The organism is Pseudomonas sp. TE21435 (assembly GCF_056279265.1).
The window spans coordinates 5218821-5240814 of record NZ_JBWBQZ010000001.1; the positions used below are offsets into that span (position 1 = coordinate 5218821).

A 21994-nucleotide genomic window follows, 5' to 3' on the forward strand; every position below is an offset into this window, starting at 1 on the left:
CCCGCGATGGCCTCAGCGCAACCCGCGTTGGGTCTCGTCGAGGTCGCGGATGTACTTGAACACTTTACGCGCAGCGGCAGGCGGCTTGTTCCGCGCCTTTTCATGCTGGGCATGACGGATCAGCGAGCGCAGGTGCTGGCGATCGGTGTCGGGGAACTCGTTGACGAAGCGCTCGAGGTCTTCGTCGTTACCGTCGATCAGGCGATCGCGCCAACGCTCGAGGCCGTGGAAGCGCTCGTTGTACTGGCGGCTGGAGCTGTCGATCTGCTCGAGCACGGCATGGATGGCGTCCAGGTCCTGCACGCGCATCAGCTTGCCGACGAACGACATGTGGCGTTTGCGGGCGCCGTGGGCGGTGTGCTTGCTGGCTTCGTCCAGCGCCTTGCGCAGCTCGTCGGTCAGCGGCAGGCGGGCCAGGGTGTCGGCCTTGAGGGTGGTGAGGCGTTCACCGAGTTCGACCAACGCATGCAGCTCGCGCTTGATCTGGGTTTTGCTTTTTTCGCCATCGAAGGCGTCGTCGTAAGAATCAACCATGGGGGCCGTCCGCAAGAAATCGCCGCCATGATAACCAGTCGGGGGCCGCTTGTCCGGCCCGGTCGTAGAATGACCCAAGCCGTACGCAGAATTTTCAGTGGAGAAAACCATGAGTGCAGTCCAGAGCGTAGGTCCCAAGGACCTGCCGGCGTTGCAGGAGCAGGTCGAGGCGATTGTCGCCGAGGCGCGCCGCCAGGGTGCCAGCGCCTGCGAAGTGGCGGTGTCGCTGGAGCAAGGCCTGTCCACCACGGTGCGCCAGCGCGAAGTCGAGACGGTCGAGTTCAATCGCGACCAGGGGTTCGGCATCACCCTTTACGTGGGCCAGCGCAAGGGGTCGGCCAGCACTTCGGCCAGCGGCCCTGAGGCGATCCGCGAGACGGTCGCCGCCGCGCTGGCAATCGCGAAACATACCTCCGAGGACGCCTGCTCGGGGCTGGCCGATGCCGCGTTGATGGCCCGTGAGATCCCCGACCTGGATCTCTACCATGACTGGGACATCGAGCCGGAGAAAGCCATCGAGATGGCGCTGGCCTGCGAGGCGGCGGCGTTCGATGCCGACAAGCGCATCAGCAACGCCGACGGCACCACGCTCAATACCCATCAGGGTGTGCGGGTGTACGGTAACAGCCATGGTTTTATCGGTGGCTATGCCTCAACCCGTCACAGCCTGAGCTGCGTGATGATCGCCGAAGCCGATGGGCAGATGCAGCGTGACTACTGGTACGACGTCAATCGCCAGGGCCAGCTGCTGGCCGACCCGCGTAGCATCGGCCTGCGTGCCGCGCAGCGCGCGGCAAGCCGACTGGGTGCTCGCCCGGTCCCCACCTGCGAGGTGCCGGTGCTGTTCTCGGCCGAGCTCGCTGGCGGCCTGTTCGGCAGCTTCCTGTCGGCGATTTCCGGCGGCAACCTGTACCGCAAGTCGTCGTTCCTCGAGGGTACCCTTGGTCAGCGCCTGTTCCCCACCTGGCTGACCCTCGACGAGCGGCCACACATCCCGCGTGCTCTGGGCAGTGCAGCGTTCGATGGCGATGGCCTGGCCACCTACGCCAAGCCGTTCGTCGACAAAGGCGAGCTGGTGTCGTACATCCTGGGCACCTATTCGGGGCGCAAGCTGGGTTTGCCAAGCACCGCCAACTCAGGTGGCGTGCACAATCTGTTCGTCACCCACGGCGTCGAGGACCAGGCCGCACTGATCCGGCGCATGGGCCGTGGCCTGCTGGTAACCGAGCTGATGGGCCATGGGCTGAACATGGTGACCGGCGACTATTCGCGGGGTGCGGCGGGCTTCTGGGTGGAAAACGGCGAGATCCAGCACGCCGTACAAGAAGTGACCATTGCCGGCAACATGAAGGACATGTTCCAGCAGATCGTCGCCATTGGCAGCGATATCGAGACGCGTAGCAATATCCACAGCGGCTCGGTGCTGATCGAGCGCATGACGGTGGCGGGCAGCTGATCGGCGCTCTGTAGGGATAGGACGTGGGAGCGGGCTTGCCCCGCGATGCCCTCCAAGAACATCGCGGGGCAAGCCCGCTCCCACGCCGTAACTCCCATTTTCCCCAACCCGGCCATCGCGCCGGGTTTATTTTGCCTATCGTCCAGCTTGAACTGATTCTATTTATCACTTAATAATGAATATCATTATCCAGTAACCCGGCGATGATGTTCATGAAAACCGTCCTCCACGAACTGCCCTACCTGGAAAACTGGCGCTGGCTCAGCCGGCGCATCCGCTGCGCGCTGGAACCCGACGAGCCACGCCTGATCGAGCACTACCTCGCCGAAGGCCGCTATCTGGTGTGCTGCACCGAGACCTCGCCATGGACGGTGGCCTTGACCGCCTTGCGTCTGCTGCTCGATACCGCCAACGATCGCATGTTGCCCTGGCACTGGCGCTGCCTGTGCCTGGACCAGGCCTGGCGGCCGCTGCTCGACCTGCGCAATCTCGACCGCCTCGAACAGAACCAGCGTTGGCAGCCCTACGCGATGCAGCTCGCCAATTGCGTGCTGCTGCCGTCGATTTCTCCCGAAGAACTGATGCAAGGACTTGAAGATGAGTGATACCCGTATCGAGCGCGACAGCATGGGTGAACTGCAGGTGCCGGCCCAGGCCCTGTACGGTGCCCAGACCCAGCGCGCGGTCGACAACTTCCCGGTCAGCGGCAAGCCGATGCCGGCCCAGTTCATCCGCGCCTTGCTGCTGGCCAAGGCCGCTGCGGCCAAGGCCAACGTCGAGCTGGAACAGCTGAGCGCAGGGCAGGGCGCGGCCATCGTCAAGGCGGTGGAACAGTTGCTGGCCGAGGATTTCATCCGGCACTTCCCGGTGGACGTGTTCCAGACCGGCTCTGGCACCAGCTCGAACATGAACGCCAACGAGGTCATCGCGACCCTGGCCAGCCATGTGCTGGGCGAGCCGGTCAATGCCAACGACCACGTCAACTGTGGCCAGAGCAGCAACGACATCATCCCCACCACCATTCATGTCAGCGCCGCCCTGGCCCTGCACGAACAGCTGCTGCCGGCCTTGCGCCATCTCACCCAGGTGATCGAGGCCAAGGCAGTCGAGGTGCACAAGCACGTGAAGACCGGCCGCACCCATTTGATGGACGCGATGCCGGTACGCATGAGCCAGGTGCTTGGTGGCTGGGCCGCCCAGATCAAGGGGGCCCAGGCGCATATCGAAGCCACGCTGCCGAGCCTGCAAGCGCTGGCTCAGGGCGGCACGGCCGTGGGCACCGGGATCAATGCCCACCCGCAGTTCGCCGCAGGCTTTGCCCGCCAGTTGAGCGTCCTGACCCAGGTCGAGTTCACCCCCGGCGAGAACCTGTTTGCCCTGATCGGCTCCCAAGACACCGCGGTGGCGCTGTCGGGCCAGCTCAAGACGGCTGCCGTGGCGCTGATGAAGATCGCCAACGACCTGCGCTGGATGAACTCCGGCCCGCTCGCCGGTCTTGGTGAAATCGAGCTGCAGGGTCTGCAACCAGGCTCTTCGATCATGCCGGGCAAGGTCAACCCGGTGATCCCGGAGGCCACCGCGATGGTCGCCGCCCAGGTGATCGGCAACGACGCGACCATCGCCGTGGCCGGCCAGTCGGGCAACTTCGAGCTCAACGTGATGCTGCCGGTGATTGCCCGCAACCTGCTGGAGAGCATCGAGCTGATGGCCAATGTCAGCCGTTTGCTGGCCGACAAGGCCATCGCCAGCTTCAAGGTCAATGAGGCCAAGCTCAAGGAGGCGCTGTCGCGCAACCCGATCCTGGTCACCGCGCTGAATCCGATCATCGGCTACCTGAAGGCTGCCGAGATTGCCAAGACCGCCTACAAGCAGGGGCGTCCGATCATCGATGTGGCGCTGGAGCACACCGACCTGTCGCGTGACCAGCTCGAAGCGCTGCTGGACCCGGAAAAACTTACCGCTGGCGGCATCTGAACCCGGGCCGCCCAGGAGGCACGTCATGCAGCATTGGAAACGCACCACCCAAGATGCAAACCGCCTGTTCGAGCAGGGCGAGCTGGTCGACGCCCGGGAGCACTACCTGCAAGCACTGGCCTTGGCCCAGGTGCTGTTCGAGCGCTGGCATGACGTCGACGAGGCGGTGGCCGCACTGGTCATCGCCCACCACAACCTGGCCGACCTGCACCTGCGCCTGAACCAGCCGCACGAAAGCGCCGACTACTTGTGCGCGGCGCACCAGCGGCTGCTCCAGGCCAGCCAGGATCCGCGCCTGCCCCAGGCCCTGCGTGACGCGGCCTTGCGCCACAGCGGGCGCACTTATACCGAACTGCTGAGTTTCATCGCCGAGTACGGCCAATACCCGCGTACCGAGCGCCTGCTGAACCGCCAGGCGCCCGCAGCCAGCGAGCTGGTCGCGCACGCGGACATCACGGAACGCAAACCTGCCTACGGAATCCACTGACATGCCACATACCTTGCCTGCGTTGCCCTACGCCTACGATGCGCTGGAACCGCACATTGATACCCAAACCATGGAGATCCACCACAGCAAGCACCATCAGACCTACATCAACAACCTCAACGCTGCTATCGAGGGCACCGAATGGGCCGAATGGCCGGTGGAGCGACTGGTGGGCGCGGTCAAGCAACTGCCCGAGAAACTGCAAGGGGCGGTGGTCAACCAGGGCGGTGGCCATGCCAACCACACGTTGTTCTGGACCGTCATGTCGCCCAAGGGCGGTGGCCAACCCGAGGGTCAGGTAGCCCAGGCCATTGACGAGCAACTTGGTGGTTTCGAGGCGTTCAAGGAGGCCTTCACCAAGGCCGCGCTGAGCCGGTTCGGCAGTGGCTGGGCCTGGCTCAGCGTGACCCCGCAGAAAACCCTGGTGGTGGAGAGCAGCGGTAACCAGGACAGCCCGCTGATGCACGGCAACACGCCGATCCTCGGCCTGGATGTGTGGGAGCACGCCTATTACCTGAAGTACCAGAACCGCCGTCCTGAATACATTGGCGCCTTCTACAACGTGGTCGACTGGACCGAAGTGGAACGCCGCTACCTTGAAGCCCTGAAGTGAGTCTGACCGGTATGCGCTCCGAGGTGATGTCTGTCAGCAGTGTGCGCCTGTTCCGCCTGGCGCTTGGGACCGTGCTGTTGCTGGTCGGCACCGCATTGCTGGTGTCGCGTGGCATCGCCTGGTTGGACCTGGAACCGCGCATGTTGCGAGCCCTGGAGGGCGGCGCACTGTGCGCATTGGGGACGGCCTTGGGCGCAGTGCCGGTGCTGGTAATCCGCAACATGCCAGTGGCCGTGGCCGACAACTTGCTCGGTTTTGGTGCCGGGGTGATGTTGGCGGCCACCGCGTTCTCGCTGATCATTCCCGGGTTGGATGCGGCCCAGGCCATCGGCTTCAGCCCCTGGGGCGCCGGTGGTGTGATCAGCAGCGGCCTGTTGTTCGGCGCGTTGTGCCTGTTTCTGGTCGACCTCAAGGTCTCCGGCGCTTCACCGGAGGCCCTGGTCGGCAGTGAGCGGCAACCGGTTATCGCCGCGCGGATCTGGCTGTTCGTCATCGCCATCATTGCCCACAACATCCCCGAAGGCATGGCGATCGGGGTTTCCGCCGGTGGCGGGATGCCTGATGCCGATAGCCTGGCCATGGGCATCGCGTTGCAGGATGTGCCTGAGGGCCTGGTGATTGCGCTGGTGCTGGCAGGGGCGGGCATGCCGCGCTTCAAGGCGTTTCTGATCGGTGCGGCATCGGGGCTGGTCGAGCCGCTGGCAGCGGTGATCTGTGCCTGGCTGGTGAACATTGCCGAACTGTTGCTGCCGTTGGGCCTGGCCTGCGCGGCGGGGGCGATGCTGCTGGTGGTGACCCAGGAGATCATTCCGGAGTCACGCAGCAACGGGCATCACCGCCTGGCGAGCCTGGGGTTGTGTGTCGGGTTCTGTCTGATGATGGTGATGGACACGGCGATGTCCTGACGCCCCAATTATCTGTTTGGCGTGCCGCCTGGCTCATTCGCCTTCGTCGAATAAGTTCTCGATCAGCGCGACCAACGCCTCCATGGCGTCGCTGTCCTGCTCGCCCTCGGTGAGCAGGTGCACCTGAGTGCCCTTGCCGGCGGCGAGCATCATTACCGCCATGATGCTCTTGCCGTCCACCAGCTTGTCCGGCGCGCGCCCGACTCGTACCTGGCAGGGGAAACGCCCGGCGACGCCGACGAACTTGGCGGCCGCCCGCGCATGCAGGCCCAGCTTGTTGATGATGGTGATTTCGCGGGCGGGCATCGTGGGGCGGATCCTGTGGCTAGAGGTCGCGGTGGCGGACCTGGACGTTTTTCAGGGATTGCTGGAGCAGTTGGCCAAGCCGTTCGGTAATGTATACCGAGCGGTGGTGGCCGCCGGTACAGCCGATGGCGATGGTGACATAGGCGCGGTTGCTGGCTGCGAAGCGCGGCAGCCATTTGAGCAGGTAGCTGGAAATGTCCTGGAACATCTCCTCGACGTCCGGCTGCGCGGCCAGGTAGTCGATCACCGGCTGTTCGAGGCCGGAATGTTCGCGAAGTTCCGGCTTCCAGTACGGGTTGGGCAGGCAGCGCACGTCGAACACCAGGTCGGCATCCACCGGCATGCCACGCTTGAAACCGAATGACTCGACGAGAAACGCAGTGCCGGGCTCGGGCTGGTTGAGCAGGCGCAGCTTGATCGAGTCACGCAACTGGTACAGGTTCAGGTTGGTGGTATCGATCTTCAGGTCGGCAAGGTCGGCGATCGGCCCAAGCAGCTCGCTCTCCACCCGGATTGCCTCAGCCAGCGAACGGCTGTCGTTGGTCAGTGGATGGCGGCGGCGGGTTTCCGAAAAACGCTTGAGCAGTGTGTCTTCGTCGGCATCCAGATACAGCACGTCGCACTGAATATGCCGGGAGCGTGCCTCTTCCAGCAACTGAGGGAAGCGTGACAGATGGCTGGGCAGGTTGCGTGCATCGATCGAGACCGCAACCTTGGGTTGCAACAGCTCTGTGTTGATCAAGGCGTTTTCAGCCAGCTGCGGCAACAGCCCGGCGGGCAGGTTGTCGATGCAGTAATAGCCGTTGTCTTCCAGCACGTCGAGGGCGGTGCTCTTACCGGAGCCGGAGCGACCGCTGACGATGATCAGGCGCATGTTCAGTGCTCGTTTTGTACGTCCAGGACGACCTGGTAGAGGGTCTCGCTGCTATCGGCGGCACGCAGGTTATCGCGGACCTCCTTGCGATCAAGCATGCTGGCGATCTGGCGCAGCAGTTCTAGGTGCGCGTCGGTGGCGGCTTCCGGGACCAGCAGGACAAACAGCAGGTCGACCGGGGCGCCATCGATGGCATCGTAATCAATGGGGGCGTCCAGATGCAGCAGGGCGCTGACAGGCGCGCTGCAACCTGCCAGGCGGCAATGGGGTATGGCGATACCATTGCCAAAACCGGTGGAGCCCAGTTTTTCGCGAGCCCACAGGCTGTCGAAGACGTCTTGCATCTCCAGCTCGGGTACTTGCTCGGCGATCAGGTTGGCGACCTTTTCCAGGGCGCGCTTCTTACTGCCGCCCGGCACGTTCACGAGGGAACGGCCGGGGGTCAGGATGGTTTCAAGTCGGATCATGGATGAGGGGGATCAGCGGGCGGCTGCGCCTTGCAGCAGGCTTTGCTGTTTTTCCTTGTGTTTTTTCAGTTGGCGGTCGAGCTTGTCGGCCAGGGCGTCGATCGCTGCATACATGTCTTGGTGTTCGGCGTTTGCAACCACCTCACCGCCGGGAATCTGGAGCGTGGCTTCGATCTTCTGCTGAAGCTTCTCGACTTTCATGATCACCGTCACGTTGGTGATCTTGTCGAAATGACCCTCCACCCGGGCGAGCTTCTCGAGCACGTAATCGCGCAGTGGTTGGGTGACTTCTACATGCTGTCCACTGATGTTGACTTGCATACAGCTTCTCCTTTGTTGCCCGTGCATAAAGAGGCAGGTGTTGCACCTGCCACTGAAACGCTGTGGCACATCCGGGGGCTACATCAGCCGCTTGCGCTCGCTCGAAGGGGCAATCCCCAACGACTCGCGATACTTGGCGACGGTGCGACGGGCTACCTGGATGCCTTGTGCCTCCAGTAAACCAGCGATCTTGCTGTCACTCAATGGCTTTTTCTGATTTTCCGCAGCCACCAGTTTCTTGATGATCGCGCGGATTGCCGTGGACGAGCATTCGCCGCCCTCGGCGGTGCTCACGTGGCTCGAGAAAAAGTATTTCAGTTCGTAGATGCCGCGCGGGGTGTGCATGTATTTCTGCGTGGTCACCCGGGAAATCGTCGATTCGTGCATGCCCACCGCCTCGGCGATGTCATGCAGGACCAGCGGCTTCATGGCCTCGTCGCCATGGTCGAGGAAGCCACGCTGGTGCTCGACAATCTGCGTCGCCACTTTCATCAGCGTCTCGTTGCGGCTCTGCAGGCTCTTGATGAACCACCGCGCTTCCTGCAGCTGATTGCGCATGAAGGTGTTGTCGGCGCTGGTGTCGGCGCGCCGGACGAAGCCGGCGTACTGCGGATTGACGCGCAGCTTCGGCACTGCCTCCTGGTTGAGCTCGACCAGCCAGCGCTCGCTGTCCTTGCGCACGATGACGTCGGGCACGACGTATTCGGGTTCACTGGACTCGATCTGCGAGCCCGGGCGCGGGTTGAGGCTCTGTACCAGTTCGATGATCTGGCGCAGTTCGTCTTCCTTGAGCTTCATCCGGCGCATCAGCTGGCTGTAGTCGCGGCTGCCGAGCAGGTCGATGAAGTCGGTGACCAGGCGCTGTGCCTCGCTCATCCAGGGTGTCGAGGCCGGCAGCTGGCGCAGTTGCAGCAGCAGGCATTCGCCGAGGGTGCGGGCGCCAATGCCGGCCGGCTCGAACTGCTGGATGCGGTGCAGCACCGCCTCGACCTCGTCCAGCTCGATGTCCAGCTCCGGGTCGAAACCGGCGCAGATTTCTTCGAGGGTGTCTTCCAGGTAGCCCTGGGCGTTGATGCTGTCGATCAGGGTGACGGCGATCAGCCGGTCGGTGTCGGACATCGGCGCCAGGTTGAGCTGCCACAGCAGGTGGCTTTGCAGGCTCTCGCCCACCGACGTACGGGTGGTGAAGTCCCATTCGTCGTCATCGTTGCTCGGCAGGCTGCTGGCGCTGGTCTGGTAGATGTCTTCCCAGGCAGTGTCGACCGGCAATTCGTTGGGGATCCGCTCGGCCCATTCGCCGTCCTCCAGGTTTTCCGTGATACTGCTGGAGGTTTCCTGGAAACTGTTGTCCTGGGCTTCGGCGGTCGGCTTGTTCTCGGCGTTGTCCGCCATGGGGTCGCTGTTGTCGAAGTCCTCGCCGTCTTCCTGACGTTCGAGCATCGGGTTGGACTCCAGCGCTTCCTGGATTTCCTGCTGGAGGTCCAGGGTGGAGAGCTGAAGCAGGCGGATGGCCTGTTGCAACTGAGGTGTCATCGTCAGTTGCTGGCCCATTTTTAGGACGAGCGATGGTTTCATGGCTGGGGCTTAATACCTTGTTGCCGGCGCGCATGCGCCATCCACTACACGTAGGGCGCTTGGGCGCCGACTTTAAGCAAGTTATATGCCTGAAATTGCAGCGTTTGCCTAGAGCACTGTAACAACTTAAGCCCCGATCAGGCGCATTCGCCAGTGCTCCGGGCAGGCCTGTGGTCAGAGTCGGAACTCGTGCCCCAGGTAAACTTCCTTGACCAACTGGTTGGCCAGGATGGTCTCGGCATCGCCTTCGGCGATCAGTTGGCCATCGTTGACGATGTAGGCCGTCTCGCAGATGTCCAGGGTCTCGCGAACGTTGTGGTCGGTGATCAGTACGCCGATGCCTTTGTTCTTGAGGTGGTGGATGATCTGCTTGATGTCGCCGACGGAAATCGGGTCGACACCGGCGAACGGTTCGTCCAGCAGGATGAACTTGGGTGCGGTGGCCAGGGCGCGGGCGATCTCGACCCGGCGACGTTCGCCACCGGACAGGCTCATGCCCAGATTGTCGCGGATATGGCTGATGTGGAACTCCTGCAGCAGGCTTTCCAGTTCCTTGCGGCGGCCTTCGCGATCGAGGTCCTTGCGGGTCTCGAGGATGGCCATGATGTTGTCGGCCACCGACAGTTTACGGAAGATCGACGCTTCCTGCGGCAGGTAGCCGATACCGGCCTGGGCGCGCCCGTGCATCGGCTGGTGGCTGACATCGAGGCTGTCGATCAGCACACGGCCCTGGTCGGCCTGGACCAGGCCGACGATCATGTAGAAACAGGTGGTCTTGCCGGCGCCGTTGGGGCCGAGCAGGCCGACGATCTGGCCGCTGTCGATGGACAGGCTGACGTCGCGCACGACTTGCCTGCCCTTGTAGCTCTTGGCCAGGTGCTGGGCTTTGAGGGTTGCCATTTACTCGGCCTTTTTCTTCGGTTGAATGACCATGTCGATACGCTGACGCGGTGCAGTCACGTTGCCACCGCGCCCGGCGGTAGCCACCTGGGTCTTGGTGTTGTAGACGATCTTCTCGCCTTCGGTGGTGTTGCCTTCGTTCTCGACCTTGGCGCGGTCGGTGAGGATCACCACGTCTTTCTGCGCCTGGTACTGGATGGTCACGGCCCAGCCTTTCATCTTGTCGGGCTTGGCGGCACTCTGCTGCTGCTCGAAGTAGGCCAGGTTGCCCACCGAGGTGACCACATCGATATCGCCGTTGGCGGCGCGGGTCATGGTCACGGTGTTGCCTTTGATCATCATCGAGCCCTGGGTGATGATCACGTCGCCCGTGTAGGTGGCGACGCCCTGCTTGTCGTCCAGGTGGGCGTTGTCCGCCTGGATGCGGATCGGCTGGTCACGGTCGTTCGGCAGGGCGAAGGCGCTCGCGCTTCCCAGTGCTACGCCCAGGCTGAGCAGAAGGGGGATGGTTTTAACGAGCCTCATACTGTCCTCTTACGTTAGAGAGCAGGTCCATCCTGCCTTCTTTCAAATACGCTTTCATTCCTTTGCCCGTAGTCGTGCCACCGGCGCCGTCGATTCTAACGGCTTGCTCGGTCTGCGCATATTGCTTCTGCGGGAACACGGTCATGCGTGTGCTGGTGATGATGGTTTCGCGTTGCTTCTCGTCGGTGCGCGCCACGCGCACCTCGTCGATCAACTCCACCTCGGTGCCGTCCGGGTTGACCTCGGCGCGTTTGCTCTGCACATGCCAGGGGTATTCGGTACCACGGTACATGTGCAGGTCGGGCGTGGTCACCAGGGTAACCTCGCTGGCCTTGAGGTGCTCGACCTTGGCGGCGGTCATTTCGTACTGCAGCTTGCCGTCGGGCAGGAACTGCAGGCTGTGGGCGTTGATCGCGTAGTAGTCGATGGCGCTCTGGTCGACCTGGGCCTGGGGCTGTTCGAGGAAGCTTTCCGGGCTGATGTTCCAGTAGCCTACCGCAACCAGCACGGCAGCGATCCCGCCTAGCAGCGCGACATTTCTGATCTTCTTGCTGAGCATGGGCAGCCTTACAGGTAATGGGCGTTGGCAGCGTCCAGGGTGCCCTGGGCCTGCATGATCAGTTCACAGAACTCGCGGGCGGCGCCTTCGCCGCCGCGGGCCTGGGTAACGCCGTGGGCGTGCTGGCGAACGAAGGCCGCGGCATTCTGCACCGCCATGCCCAGGCCGACGCGGCGGATCACCGGCAGGTCGGGCAGGTCGTCGCCGAGGTAGGCGACCTGTTCATAGCTTAGATTGAGTTCGGCGAGCAGGCCGTCCAGCACCACCAGTTTGTCCTCGCGCCCCTGGAACAGGTGCGGGATGCCGAGATTTTTCGCCCGGCGCTCGACCACGGGGGTCTTGCGACCGCTGATGATCGCGGTGGTCACGCCCGAGGCCATGAGCATCTTGATGCCGTGGCCGTCGAGGGTGTTGAACGTCTTGAACTCGCTGCCGTCTTCGAGGAAGTACAGGCGGCCATCGGTGAGCACGCCGTCGACGTCGAACACCGCCAGCTTGATGGCCTTGGCGCGTTGCATCAGGTCCTGAGTCATTTACATCACTCCGGCGCGCAGCAGGTCGTGCATGTTCAGGGCGCCGGTCGGGCGGTCGTCCTGATCGACAACCACCAGCGCGCTGATCTTGTGGTCTTCCATGATCTTCAGTGCCTCGGCGGCGAGCATCTCGGCGCGGGCGGTCTTGCCGTGCACGGTCATGACTTCGTCGATGAGCGTCTTGTGCACGTCGATGTTGCGGTCCAGGCTGCGGCGCAGGTCACCGTCGGTGAAGACGCCGGCCAGCTTGCCGTCGTTACCCAGCACCACGGTCATGCCCAAACCTTTGCGAGACATTTCAAGCAGCGCGTCCTTGAGCAGGGTGCCGCTCTTTACCACGGGCAGCTCTTCGCCGGCATGCATGACGTTCTCGACCTTCAGCAGCAGGCGACGGCCCAGCGCGCCGCCTGGGTGGGAGAAGGCAAAGTCTTCGGCGGTGAAGCCGCGAGCCTCCAGCAGGGCGATGGCCAGGGCGTCGCCCAGCGCCAGCGCCGCAGTGGTGGAGGAGGTCGGCGCAAGGTTGAGCGGGCAGGCTTCCTGGGCGACGCTGGCGTCAAGGTTGACCTCGGCGGCCTGGGCCAGGGGCGAGTCCGGTTTGCCGGTGAGGCTGATCATCTGGATGCCCAGGCGCTTGATCAAGGGCAGCAGGGTGATGATCTCGGCGGTGCTGCCGGAGTTGGACAGGGCAAGAATGACATCGTCACGGGTGATCATGCCCATATCGCCATGGCTGGCCTCGGCCGGGTGCACGAAGAACGCCGGGGTGCCGGTGCTGGCCAGGGTAGCGGCGATCTTGTTGCCGATGTGCCCCGACTTGCCCATGCCTACCACCACGACCCGCCCCTTGCTGGCCAGGATCAGTTCGCAGGCCTTGATGAAGTCCCCGTCGATGCGGGCCAGCAGGGCCTCCACGGCCTCGAGTTCGAGGCGCAGGGTGCGCTGGGCGGATTGGATCAGCTCGCTGGATTGGGTCATGTCGGAACGCAATGCCTGATGAAAAGGCGGCGATTATAGCCGCAATGTGTGAAAGGCTCATCCTTCGAATGTCATATGGATGCCGCGCCTGCCTGTCTGTGCCCTGAACGAGTGGGGTGACGGCCTTGGGGCGGGCCTATCAGCGGTGCTATAGTTCGCCGCTATTCGGCCCGCCGGGGACCTGTGTGCCTTCAAGATGAAGGCAGGCGTCCACTATGACGAGGCTGCACTAGCAAGGAGTCTAGATGAGTGTGGATAGCGCCTACGCGGTCGAGTTGAAGGGCGTCACCTTCAAGCGCGGTTCGCGCAGCATTTTCAGCAACGTGGACATACGCATTCCCCGCGGCAAGGTCACCGGCATCATGGGGCCTTCGGGGTGCGGCAAGACCACCTTGCTGCGCCTGATGGGCGCGCAGTTGCGCCCGGCCGGCGGCGAAGTCTGGGTCAATGGGCAGAACCTGCCCGCGCTGTCGCGGGGCGACCTGTTCGATGCGCGCAAGCAGATGGGGGTGCTGTTCCAGAGCGGTGCGCTGTTCACCGACCTGGATGTGTTCGAGAATGTGGCCTTCCCGCTGCGGGTGCATACGCAGCTGTCGGACGAGATGATCCGCGACATCGTGCTGATGAAGCTGCAGGCCGTGGGTCTGCGCGGCGCCATCGACCTGATGCCCGACGAACTGTCTGGCGGCATGAAGCGCCGTGTGGCACTGGCCCGTGCGATCGCCCTGGACCCGCAGATCCTCATGTACGACGAGCCGTTCGTCGGCCAGGACCCGATCGCCATGGGCGTGCTGGTGCGCCTGATCCGCCTGCTCAACGATGCCCTGGGTATCACCAGCATCGTGGTGTCCCATGACCTTGCGGAAACCGCGAGCATTGCCGACTACATCTATGTGGTCGGCGATGGCCAGGTGCTGGGGCAGGGCACGCCGGACGAACTGATGGGCTCGGACAACCCGCGCATCCGCCAGTTCATGAAAGGCGACCCTGATGGCCCGGTACCCTTCCACTTCCCTGCGCCTGACTACCGCGCCGATTTGCTGGGGACGCGTTGATGCGCAGAAAATCCTTACTCGAACGTATCCGTCTGTTCGGCCGTTCGGCCATCGATGTGCTGGCCGTACTGGGACGCTCGTGCCTGTTCCTCGGCCATTCGCTGGGCGGGCGCAGTGGTATCGGCGGCGGTTTCCAGCTGCTGGTCAAGCAACTGTATTCGGTGGGCGTGCTGTCGCTGGCGATCATCGTCGTGTCCGGCGTGTTCATCGGCATGGTCCTGGCGCTGCAGGGCTACAGCATTCTCAACAAGTATGGCTCGGAACAGGCGGTCGGGCAGATGGTCGCCCTGACCCTGCTGCGCGAGCTCGGGCCGGTGGTCACCGCTTTGCTGTTCGCTGGCCGCGCGGGTTCTGCGCTGACCGCCGAAATCGGCAACATGAAATCCACCGAGCAACTGTCGAGCCTGGAAATGATCGGCGTCGACCCGCTCAAGTACATCGTGGCGCCACGCCTGTGGGCCGGCTTCATTTCGCTGCCGCTGCTGGCGCTGATCTTCAGCGTGGTGGGCATCTGGGGCGGCTCGTGGGTCGCCGTGGACTGGCTGGGCGTCTACGAAGGCTCGTTCTGGGGCAACATGCAGAACAGTGTCTCTTTCAGCGACGACGTGCTCAACGGGCTGATCAAGAGCCTGGTGTTCGCCTTCGTCGTTACCTGGATCGCCGTATTCCAGGGGTACGACTGTGAGCCCACTTCAGAAGGGATCAGCCGTGCCACCACCAAGACCGTGGTCTATGCCTCGTTGGCAGTCCTGGGTCTGGACTTTATTCTGACCGCCTTGATGTTTGGAGATTTCTGATGCAAAACCGCACCCTGGAAATCGGTGTCGGCCTGTTCCTCCTGGCCGGGATCCTGGCGCTGCTGCTGCTGGCCCTGCGTGTCAGCGGGCTGTCGGCCAGCCCGAGCAGCGACACCTATAAAGTTTATGCGTACTTCGACAATATCGCCGGTTTGACGGTCAGAGCTAAAGTGACCATGGCTGGTGTGACCATCGGCAAGGTCACCGCCATCGATCTGGACCGCGACTCCTACACCGGTCGGGTCACGCTGCAGCTGGACAAGCATGTCGACAACCTGCCGACCGACTCCACTGCCTCGATCCTGACCGCCGGCCTGCTGGGCGAGAAGTACATCGGCATCAGCGTGGGCGGCGAGGACGTGGTTCTCAAGGATGGCAGCACCATCCACGACACGCAGTCGGCGCTGGTGCTGGAAGATCTGATCGGCAAGTTCCTGCTCAACTCGGTGGGCAAGGAACCGAAAGAAGCTCAACCGGCTAATTAAGGAGTTTCCATGATTTCGATCCTGCGACGTGGCCTGCTGGTCCTGCTGGCGACCTTTCCCCTGCTGGCCCTGGCGGCGCCGGGGCAGTCTGCCCGTGATGTGATCCAGGGCACCACCACCCAGTTGCTCAGCGACCTGAAGAGCAACAAGGAGCAGTACAAGGCCGACCCCAATGCGTTCTACAACGCGCTCAACGCCAACCTTGGCCCGGTGGTCGATGCCGACGGCATCTCCAAGAGCATCATGACGGTCAAGTATTCGCGCAAGGCCTCGCCCGAGCAGATGCAGCGCTTCCAGGAGAACTTCAAGCGCAGCCTGATGCAGTTCTATGGCAACGCCTTGCTGGAGTACAACAACCAGGGCATCACCGTCGACCCGGCCAAGGCCGAGGGTGACGATCGCACCAGCGTCGGCATGAAGATCACCGGCACCAACGGCGCGGTCTATCCGGTGCAGTACACCATGGTCAAGCTGGACGGCGAGTGGAAGGTGCGTAACGTCATCGTCAACGGCATCAACATCGGCAAGCTGTTCCGCGACCAGTTCCAGGATGCCATGCAGCGTAACGGCAACAACCTGGACAAGACCATCGACGGTTGGGCCGGTGAAGTGGCCAAGGCCAAGGAAACAGCCGACAGCTCGCCGGATAAGGAAGTCAAATGAGCGACGCCGCCGTGAGCATGGCCGCGCCGGGCGTTCTCGCCCTGGCCGGCGTGCTGGATTACCGCAGCGGCCCGGCCCTGCGCAAACAGGGCAAGGCGTTGATCGCCGCCAGTGGCGAGGCGCGCCTGGTGTTCGATTGCACTGCGGTGGTCAAATCGAGCAGCGTTGGCCTGTCGTTGCTGCTGGGGTTCATGCGCGATGCCCAGGCAGCCGGAAAAACCTGGGAGTTGCGCGGTATCCCCGAGAACATGCAGGAAATTGCCGGGGTCTATGACCTCGATGAGGTATTGGCGGGCTGATGCCCTGCCGTTCGGGAAAGGCCCCTCGGTCAGTGCGCCCCTTCATGGGCTTCGCAGGCGAGGGGCTTTTTTGTATGATGGCCGACCCGCGCGCGTTGGGCGCCGATCGAGGTTGAGCATGCAGGCCGTAGAAGTTAAAAGCTTTCTGGAAGAGAAATTGCCGGGAACCCAGGTCGAAGTTGAAGGCGAAGGCTGCAACTTCCAGTTGAACGTGATCAGCGACGAGCTGGCCGGCCAAAGCCCGGTCAAGCGTCAGCAGGCGATCTATGCTCACCTCAATCCGTGGATCGCCAACGGCAGCATTCACGCGGTAACCATGAAATTCTTCAGCAGCGCAGCCTGGGCTGAGCGCACCTGAGCCTACTTGGCGGCGAGATACGTATGGACAAACTGATTATCACTGGTGGCGCGCGTCTCGATGGCGAGATCCGCATTTCCGGCGCAAAGAACTCCGCCCTGCCGATCCTTTCGGCCACCCTGCTGTGCGATGGCCCGGTCACGGTCGGCAACCTGCCGCACCTGCACGACATCACCACCATGATCGAGCTGTTCGGCCGCATGGGCATCGAGCCTGTGATCGACGAAAAGCTCTCGGTGGAGATCGACCCGCGCACCATCAAGACCCTGGTCGCTCCCTACGAGCTGGTCAAGACCATGCGCGCCTCGATCCTGGTGCTCGGCCCCATGGTAGCCCGCTTCGGTGAAGCCGAAGTGGCCCTGCCGGGTGGCTGCGCCATCGGTTCGCGTCCGGTCGACCTGCACATCCGCGGCCTCGAGGCCATGGGCGCGAAGATCGACGTCGAGGGTGGCTACATCAAGGCCAAGGCCCCCGAAGGCGGCCTGCGTGGCGCGCACTTCTTCTTCGACACTGTCAGCGTCACCGGCACCGAGAACATCATGATGGCCGCTGCCCTGGCCAAGGGCCGCAGCGTGCTGCAGAACGCCGCCCGTGAGCCGGAGGTGGTCGACCTGGCCAACTTCCTGATCGCCATGGGTGCGAAGATCCAGGGCGCCGGTACCGACACCATCACCATCGATGGCGTCGAGCGCCTGCACTCGGCCAACTACCGCGTCATGCCCGACCGTATCGAGACCGGCACCTACCTGGTCGCCGCTGCCGTTACCGGTGGCCGCGTCAAGGTCAAGGATACCGACCCGACCATCCTCGAAGCCGTCCTCGAGAAGCTCAAGGAAGCCGGCGCCGACATCACCACTGGAGAAGACTGGATCGAGCTGGACATGCACGGCAAGCGTCCGAAGGCCGTTAACCTGCGTACCGCTCCTTACCCGGCGTTCCCGACCGACATGCAGGCGCAGTTCATTTCGCTCAACGCCATCGCCGAAGGCACTGGCGCGGTAATCGAGACCATCTTCGAGAACCGCTTCATGCACGTGTATGAGATGCACCGCATGGGTGCGCAGATCCAGGTCGAGGGCAACACCGCCATCGTCACTGGCGTCAAGGCGCTCAAAGGTGCGCCGGTGATGGCCACCGACCTGCGCGCTTCCGCCAGCCTGGTGCTGTCGGCGCTGGTCGCCGAAGGCGACACCCTGATCGATCGCATCTACCACATCGACCGTGGCTACGAGTGCATCGAGGAGAAACTGCAGATGCTGGGCGCGAAGATCCGTCGCGTACCGGGCTAGCAGTCATCGTGGCGCAGGGACGCGCCAGCCGAATCGTATGCGGTCGGGCTGCTGAGCCCGGCCGGCAGTAGACGCTTAAGGACCGACGTTCCAATGTTGACCATCGCGCTATCCAAAGGCCGTATTCTCGACGATACCCTGCCACTGCTGGCCGAGGCCGGTATCGTGCCGACCGAGAATCCGGACAAGAGCCGCAAGCTGATCATCCCCACCACGCAGGATGATGTGCGCCTGCTCATCGTGCGTGCCACCGATGTGCCGACCTATGTCGAGCATGGCGCCGCCGACCTCGGTGTGGCCGGCAAGGACGTGCTGATGGAATACGGTGGCCAGGGCCTGTACGAACCCCTGGACCTGCAGATCGCCCAGTGCAAGCTGATGACCGCTGGCGTAACCGGCGCACCAGAGCCCAAAGGCCGCCTGCGCGTGGCTACCAAGTTCGTCAATGTAGCCAAGCGCTACTATGCCGAACAGGGCCGCCAGGTCGACATCATCAAGCTGTACGGCTCCATGGAACTGGCGCCGCTGATCAACCTTGCCGACAAGATCATCGACGTGGTCGACACCGGCAATACCCTGCGCGCCAACGGCCTCGAGCCCCAGGACCTGATCGCCACGATCAGCTCTCGCCTGGTGGTCAACAAGGCCTCCATGAAGATGCAGCACGCCCGTATCCAGAGCCTGATCGACACCCTGCGCAACGCCGTCGAATCGCGACACCGCGGCTGACCTCTGCGCGCGACCTCCGCTGTCGCGCCCGTCTATCCGCGTCATAGCCTTTTTTCTCAGGTGCCCGCGCGGATGGAGTGGTAGCTTTAGGGCGCCTGAACATCCGCTAATAACGAGGCCCTCGCCATGACCGTGTCCACTGCAATTGCCCGTCTCAACGCCGCTGACCAGGATTTCGCCCGACATCTGGATCATCTGCTGAGCTGGGAAAGTGTGTCCGATGACGCGGTCAACCAGCGCGTGCTCGACATCATCAAGGCCGTGCGTGAGCGCGGTGACCAGGCGCTGGTGGAGTTCACCCAGCGTTTCGATGGTGTTGATGCCAAGACGATCGACGACTTGATCCTCGATCGCGAGCGCCTGGAGCTGGCGCTGACGCGCATTACCCCGGTACAGCGCGAGGCCCTGGAAAAGGCCGCCAGCCGCGTGCGTATCTACCATGAGCGGCAGAAGCAGGACTCGTGGCAGTACACCGAGGCTGACGGCACGGTCCTCGGCCAGAAGGTCACGCCGCTGGACCGCGCTGGGCTGTATGTGCCTGGTGGCAAGGCATCGTACCCGTCGTCGGTGTTGATGAATGCCATTCCGGCCAAGGTCGCGGGCGTCGGCGAGGTGGTGATGGTAGTGCCGACCCCCCGTGGCGAGGTCAACGAACTGGTCCTCGCCGCAGCCTGTATCGCCGGGGTCGACCGGGTGTTCACCGTCGGTGGTGCCCAGGCCGTGGCAGCCCTGGCCTACGGTACCGAGAGCGTGCCGCAGGTGGACAAGATCGTCGGCCCGGGCAACATCTACGTGGCCACTGCCAAGCGCCATGTGTTCGGCCAGGTTGGTATCGACATGATCGCCGGCCCTTCGGAGATTCTGGTGGTCTGCGACGGCCAGACCGATCCGGACTGGATCGCCATGGACCTGTTCTCCCAGGCCGAACACGACGAGGATGCCCAGGCGATTCTGGTCAGCCCGGACGCCGCTTTCCTCGATCGCGTCGCTGCCAGCATCGATAAACTGCTTCCGACCATGGAGCGTGCCGAGATCATCGAGAAGTCGATCAATGGCCGTGGCGCGCTGATCCAGGTGCGTGACATGCAGCAGGCCATCGAGGTGGCCAACCGCATTGCCCCCGAGCACCTGGAGCTGTCGGTGGCCGATCCGCAGGCCTGGTTGCCGCATATCCGCCATGCCGGCGCGATCTTCATGGGCCGTCACACCAGCGAGGCGCTGGGCGACTACTGTGCCGGCCCCAACCACGTGCTGCCGACTTCCGGCACTGCGCGCTTCTCTTCGCCGCTGGGCGTGTATGACTTCCAGAAGCGTTCGTCGATCATCTTCTGCTCCGAGCAGGGCGCATCCGAACTGGGTCACACCGCTTCGGTGCTGGCCCGTGGCGAGTCGCTGACCGCCCATGCCCGTAGCGCCGAATACCGCATCCTCAACGAGAAGGGGAACTGAGCATGAGTCGTTTCTGGAGTCCCTTCGTCAAGGACCTGGTGCCTTACGTGCCGGGCGAGCAGCCCAAGCTGGCGCGTCTGGTCAAGCTGAACACCAATGAGAACCCCTATGGCCCGTCGCCCAAGGCGCTGGAGGCCATGCGCGGCGAGCTCAACGACAACCTGCGGCTGTATCCGGACCCGAACGGTGACCGGCTCAAGCAGGCGGTGGCCGAGTACTACGGCGTGACGCCGGCCCAGGTGTTCGTCGGCAACGGTTCGGACGAGGTGCTGGCGCACATCTTCCATGGCCTGTTCCAGCACGACCGTGGGCCGCTGCTGTTCCCGGACGTCAGCTACAGCTTCTACCCGGTCTATTGCGGCTTGTACGGTATCGCGTTCGAGCAGGTGGCGCTGGATGAGCAGTTCCAGATCCGTGTTTCGGACTACATCAAGCCTAATGCCGGGGTCATCTTCCCCAACCCCAATGCGCCGACCGGCTGCCTGTTGCCGCTTGAGGCGGTCGAGCAACTGCTGCAGGCCAACTGTGATTCGGTGGTGGTGGTCGATGAGGCCTACATCGATTTCGGTGGCGAAACGGCCATCAGCCTGGTTGATCGCTATGACAACCTGCTGGTGACCCAGACCTTGTCCAAGTCGCGTTCGCTGGCGGGGCTCAGGGTTGGCCTGGCGGTGGGGCATCCTGACCTGATCGAGGCCTTGGAGCGGATCAAGAACAGCTTCAACTCCTATCCGTTGGATCGCATGGCTATTGTCGGGGCGGCGGCGGCGTTCGACGACCGTGAGTATTTCGATGAGACCTGCCGCAAGGTTATCGATAGCCGGGACTTGCTGGTTTCTGAGTTGGTGGCGCGTGGGTTCGAAGTGCTGCCTTCGGCGGCGAACTTTATCTTTGCCCGGCATCCCGGGCAGGATGCTGCCGGGATCGCGGCGCGGCTTCGTGAGCAGGGGGTGATTGTTCGGCACTTCAAGCAGGAGCGGATTGCGCAGTTCCTGCGGATTACGATTGGGACGCCGGAGATGAACCAGGCTTTGCTTGATGCTTTGAATTGATTTCAGGGGTTTGACAGGGGGGCGGATTGGGGGTGGTTGTTCTGACTTCTGATTCGCCCCTTGTTGTTTGGTGGTTTTGGAAGTTGTATGCGCATTCATTTGTGATGTCGACGCTTATTCACCTTTCCGCCCTTACGGCGGCTTACTTTGGTCGTAACTCGCCGTCCGCGGCCAAAGTAAGCAAAGCCGTGGCGCTCCATTCATCCGGCCCTCCGCTTCGCTACGGGTTCCCTCACTCCGGCCTTGCTCCCGGGAGGACCGCGCTGAACGCCCCATCCTGGGGCGCAGCGCTTGACGGGCATCCATGCCCGTCACCTCCCTCCGCAAGACCTCCGTTCGGCCTCCTGAAGTCGCGAAGTTACGGGCGGCGCCTGGACTGGCGCAGCTGTCGCTAGTTGGAGCGCAATTAATCTCTCGATTGTTTCGCGGGCTTGCCCCGCGATAGGCCGGAACAGCCAATATATAACTTACTTTGAAACAGTAAGCTTCGCATTTCCTGTTCTTGCTCTTGCTCTTGCTTCTAAGCGCGCGACAGCTCAGGCGCTGCCAATTGCGACTTCAGGAGGCCGAGCGGAGTTCTTGCGTAGTGGGCGACGGGCATGGATGGCCGTCGAGCGCTGCGCCCCAGGATGGGGCGTACAGCGCGGTACCCACGGGAGCAAGAACGGAGCGAGGGAACCCCGGAGCGAAGCGTAGGGGCCGTATGAACGGAGCCGAACGGTTTTGCCGACTTTTGCCAAGACAAAAGTCGGCCGCCGTAAGGGCGGAAAGGTGACTAAATGTCGATATCGTCTACGAATACGCATAAAAAACC

General features: G+C 63.0%; 27 protein-coding genes. 16 read left to right on the plus strand and 11 right to left on the minus strand.

The genetic code is table 11. The features are described 5' to 3' along the window. Positions 1-12: 12 nt before the first annotated feature. Positions 13-534 (minus strand): ribosome biogenesis factor YjgA, encoded by a 522-nt coding sequence (yjgA, locus tag ACZ9C1_RS23635; RefSeq protein WP_023632090.1) that lies wholly within the window; start codon positions 532-534, stop codon positions 13-15. A 109-nt stretch (positions 535-643) separates the two neighbouring features. Here yjgA and pmbA point away from each other — a divergent pair, with 109 nt between their 5' ends. The 6 genes from pmbA (at position 644) to ACZ9C1_RS23665 (ending at position 5969) form a co-directional block, all read left to right on the plus strand. After that, entirely contained in the window at positions 644-1990 is a 1347-nt protein-coding gene (pmbA, locus tag ACZ9C1_RS23640; RefSeq protein ID WP_102682710.1) for a metalloprotease PmbA, read from the plus strand. 203 nt (positions 1991-2193) lie between these two features. Further along, positions 2194-2595 (plus strand): hypothetical protein, encoded by a 402-nt coding sequence (locus ACZ9C1_RS23645; protein ID WP_046856974.1) that lies wholly within the window; start codon positions 2194-2196, stop codon positions 2593-2595. Continuing rightward, positions 2588-3964 (plus strand): class II fumarate hydratase, encoded by a 1377-nt coding sequence (locus ACZ9C1_RS23650; RefSeq protein ID WP_277502992.1) that lies wholly within the window; start codon positions 2588-2590, stop codon positions 3962-3964. Before ACZ9C1_RS23645 ends, ACZ9C1_RS23650 begins: the two co-directional genes overlap by 8 nt. Positions 3965-3989: 25 nt before the next feature. After that, a complete protein-coding gene (locus ACZ9C1_RS23655) occupies positions 3990-4451 on the plus strand; it encodes a DUF2753 family protein (RefSeq protein ID WP_102682712.1) in 462 nt (153 codons plus the stop codon). Position 4452: 1 nt separating this feature from the next. Further along, complete coding sequence (locus tag ACZ9C1_RS23660; protein WP_277502993.1) at positions 4453-5064, plus strand: superoxide dismutase; 612 nt, start codon at positions 4453-4455, stop codon at positions 5062-5064. 11 nt (positions 5065-5075) lie between these two features. Further along, positions 5076-5969, plus strand: a complete 894-nt coding sequence (locus ACZ9C1_RS23665) for a ZIP family metal transporter (RefSeq protein WP_476254591.1) — start codon at positions 5076-5078, stop codon at positions 5967-5969. Between the two features lie 33 nt (positions 5970-6002). On the opposite strand, the gene ACZ9C1_RS23670 is transcribed toward ACZ9C1_RS23665, so the two are convergent. The 10 genes from ACZ9C1_RS23670 to ACZ9C1_RS23715 form a co-directional block, all read right to left on the minus strand. Next, positions 6003-6275, minus strand: a complete 273-nt coding sequence (locus ACZ9C1_RS23670; protein WP_277502994.1) for an HPr family phosphocarrier protein — start codon at positions 6273-6275, stop codon at positions 6003-6005. 19 nt (positions 6276-6294) lie between these two features. After that, positions 6295-7149 (minus strand): RNase adapter RapZ, encoded by an 855-nt coding sequence (rapZ, locus tag ACZ9C1_RS23675; RefSeq protein ID WP_023629088.1) that lies wholly within the window; start codon positions 7147-7149, stop codon positions 6295-6297. Between the two features lie 2 nt (positions 7150-7151). After that, complete coding sequence (gene ptsN / locus ACZ9C1_RS23680; protein ID WP_198755567.1) at positions 7152-7616, minus strand: PTS IIA-like nitrogen regulatory protein PtsN; 465 nt, start codon at positions 7614-7616, stop codon at positions 7152-7154. A 12-nt stretch (positions 7617-7628) separates the two neighbouring features. Continuing rightward, entirely contained in the window at positions 7629-7937 is a 309-nt protein-coding gene (hpf, locus tag ACZ9C1_RS23685; RefSeq protein ID WP_023629086.1) for a ribosome hibernation-promoting factor, HPF/YfiA family, read from the minus strand. A 78-nt stretch (positions 7938-8015) separates the two neighbouring features. Continuing rightward, positions 8016-9512, minus strand: coding sequence for an RNA polymerase factor sigma-54 (locus ACZ9C1_RS23690; protein ID WP_277502995.1), 1497 nt, complete (start codon positions 9510-9512; stop codon positions 8016-8018). Between the two features lie 174 nt (positions 9513-9686). Continuing rightward, the gene (gene lptB, locus ACZ9C1_RS23695) at positions 9687-10412 is read right to left on the minus strand and encodes an LPS export ABC transporter ATP-binding protein (RefSeq protein WP_023629084.1); all 726 of its coding nucleotides are present in this window, start codon (positions 10410-10412) and stop codon (positions 9687-9689) included. After that, the gene (gene lptA / locus ACZ9C1_RS23700) at positions 10413-10937 is read right to left on the minus strand and encodes a lipopolysaccharide transport periplasmic protein LptA (protein ID WP_023629083.1); all 525 of its coding nucleotides are present in this window, start codon (positions 10935-10937) and stop codon (positions 10413-10415) included. Further along, positions 10924-11496 (minus strand): LPS export ABC transporter periplasmic protein LptC, encoded by a 573-nt coding sequence (gene lptC, locus ACZ9C1_RS23705; protein ID WP_046856968.1) that lies wholly within the window; start codon positions 11494-11496, stop codon positions 10924-10926. Before lptC ends, lptA begins: the two co-directional genes overlap by 14 nt. Before the next feature lie 8 nt (positions 11497-11504). After that, entirely contained in the window at positions 11505-12029 is a 525-nt protein-coding gene (locus ACZ9C1_RS23710) for a KdsC family phosphatase (RefSeq protein ID WP_046856967.1), read from the minus strand. Continuing rightward, positions 12030-13004, minus strand: a complete 975-nt coding sequence (locus ACZ9C1_RS23715) for a KpsF/GutQ family sugar-phosphate isomerase (RefSeq protein WP_277502996.1) — start codon at positions 13002-13004, stop codon at positions 12030-12032. A 245-nt stretch (positions 13005-13249) separates the two neighbouring features. On the opposite strand from ACZ9C1_RS23715, the gene ACZ9C1_RS23720 reads away from it, so the two are divergent. From ACZ9C1_RS23720 to hisC, 10 genes are all read left to right on the plus strand, one after another. Then, entirely contained in the window at positions 13250-14059 is an 810-nt protein-coding gene (locus ACZ9C1_RS23720; protein ID WP_023630420.1) for an ATP-binding cassette domain-containing protein, read from the plus strand. Then, positions 14059-14856, plus strand: coding sequence for a lipid asymmetry maintenance ABC transporter permease subunit MlaE (gene mlaE, locus ACZ9C1_RS23725; protein ID WP_031315029.1), 798 nt, complete (start codon positions 14059-14061; stop codon positions 14854-14856). The genes ACZ9C1_RS23720 and mlaE overlap by 1 nt, the downstream gene beginning before the upstream one ends. Then, positions 14856-15341 (plus strand): outer membrane lipid asymmetry maintenance protein MlaD, encoded by a 486-nt coding sequence (mlaD, locus tag ACZ9C1_RS23730; RefSeq protein WP_023630422.1) that lies wholly within the window; start codon positions 14856-14858, stop codon positions 15339-15341. The genes mlaE and mlaD overlap by 1 nt, the downstream gene beginning before the upstream one ends. A gap of 9 nt (positions 15342-15350) precedes the next feature. After that, positions 15351-16004, plus strand: a complete 654-nt coding sequence (locus tag ACZ9C1_RS23735; protein ID WP_277502997.1) for an MlaC/ttg2D family ABC transporter substrate-binding protein — start codon at positions 15351-15353, stop codon at positions 16002-16004. Then, positions 16001-16303, plus strand: coding sequence for an STAS domain-containing protein (locus ACZ9C1_RS23740; protein ID WP_023630424.1), 303 nt, complete (start codon positions 16001-16003; stop codon positions 16301-16303). Before ACZ9C1_RS23735 ends, ACZ9C1_RS23740 begins: the two co-directional genes overlap by 4 nt. Before the next feature lie 118 nt (positions 16304-16421). Beyond that, on the plus strand, positions 16422-16661 hold the full coding sequence (locus tag ACZ9C1_RS23745; RefSeq protein WP_023630425.1) for a BolA family protein: 240 nt from the start codon (positions 16422-16424) through the stop codon (positions 16659-16661). A 23-nt stretch (positions 16662-16684) separates the two neighbouring features. After that, positions 16685-17950, plus strand: a complete 1266-nt coding sequence (murA, locus tag ACZ9C1_RS23750; protein WP_046856963.1) for a UDP-N-acetylglucosamine 1-carboxyvinyltransferase — start codon at positions 16685-16687, stop codon at positions 17948-17950. A gap of 93 nt (positions 17951-18043) precedes the next feature. Then, on the plus strand, positions 18044-18679 hold the full coding sequence (hisG, locus tag ACZ9C1_RS23755) for an ATP phosphoribosyltransferase (protein ID WP_023630427.1): 636 nt from the start codon (positions 18044-18046) through the stop codon (positions 18677-18679). Positions 18680-18805: 126 nt separating this feature from the next. Continuing rightward, positions 18806-20128, plus strand: coding sequence for a histidinol dehydrogenase (hisD, locus tag ACZ9C1_RS23760; protein WP_457377976.1), 1323 nt, complete (start codon positions 18806-18808; stop codon positions 20126-20128). A 2-nt stretch (positions 20129-20130) separates the two neighbouring features. After that, on the plus strand, positions 20131-21180 hold the full coding sequence (gene hisC / locus ACZ9C1_RS23765; protein ID WP_457377977.1) for a histidinol-phosphate transaminase: 1050 nt from the start codon (positions 20131-20133) through the stop codon (positions 21178-21180). The last annotated feature ends 814 nt before the right edge of the window (positions 21181-21994 follow it).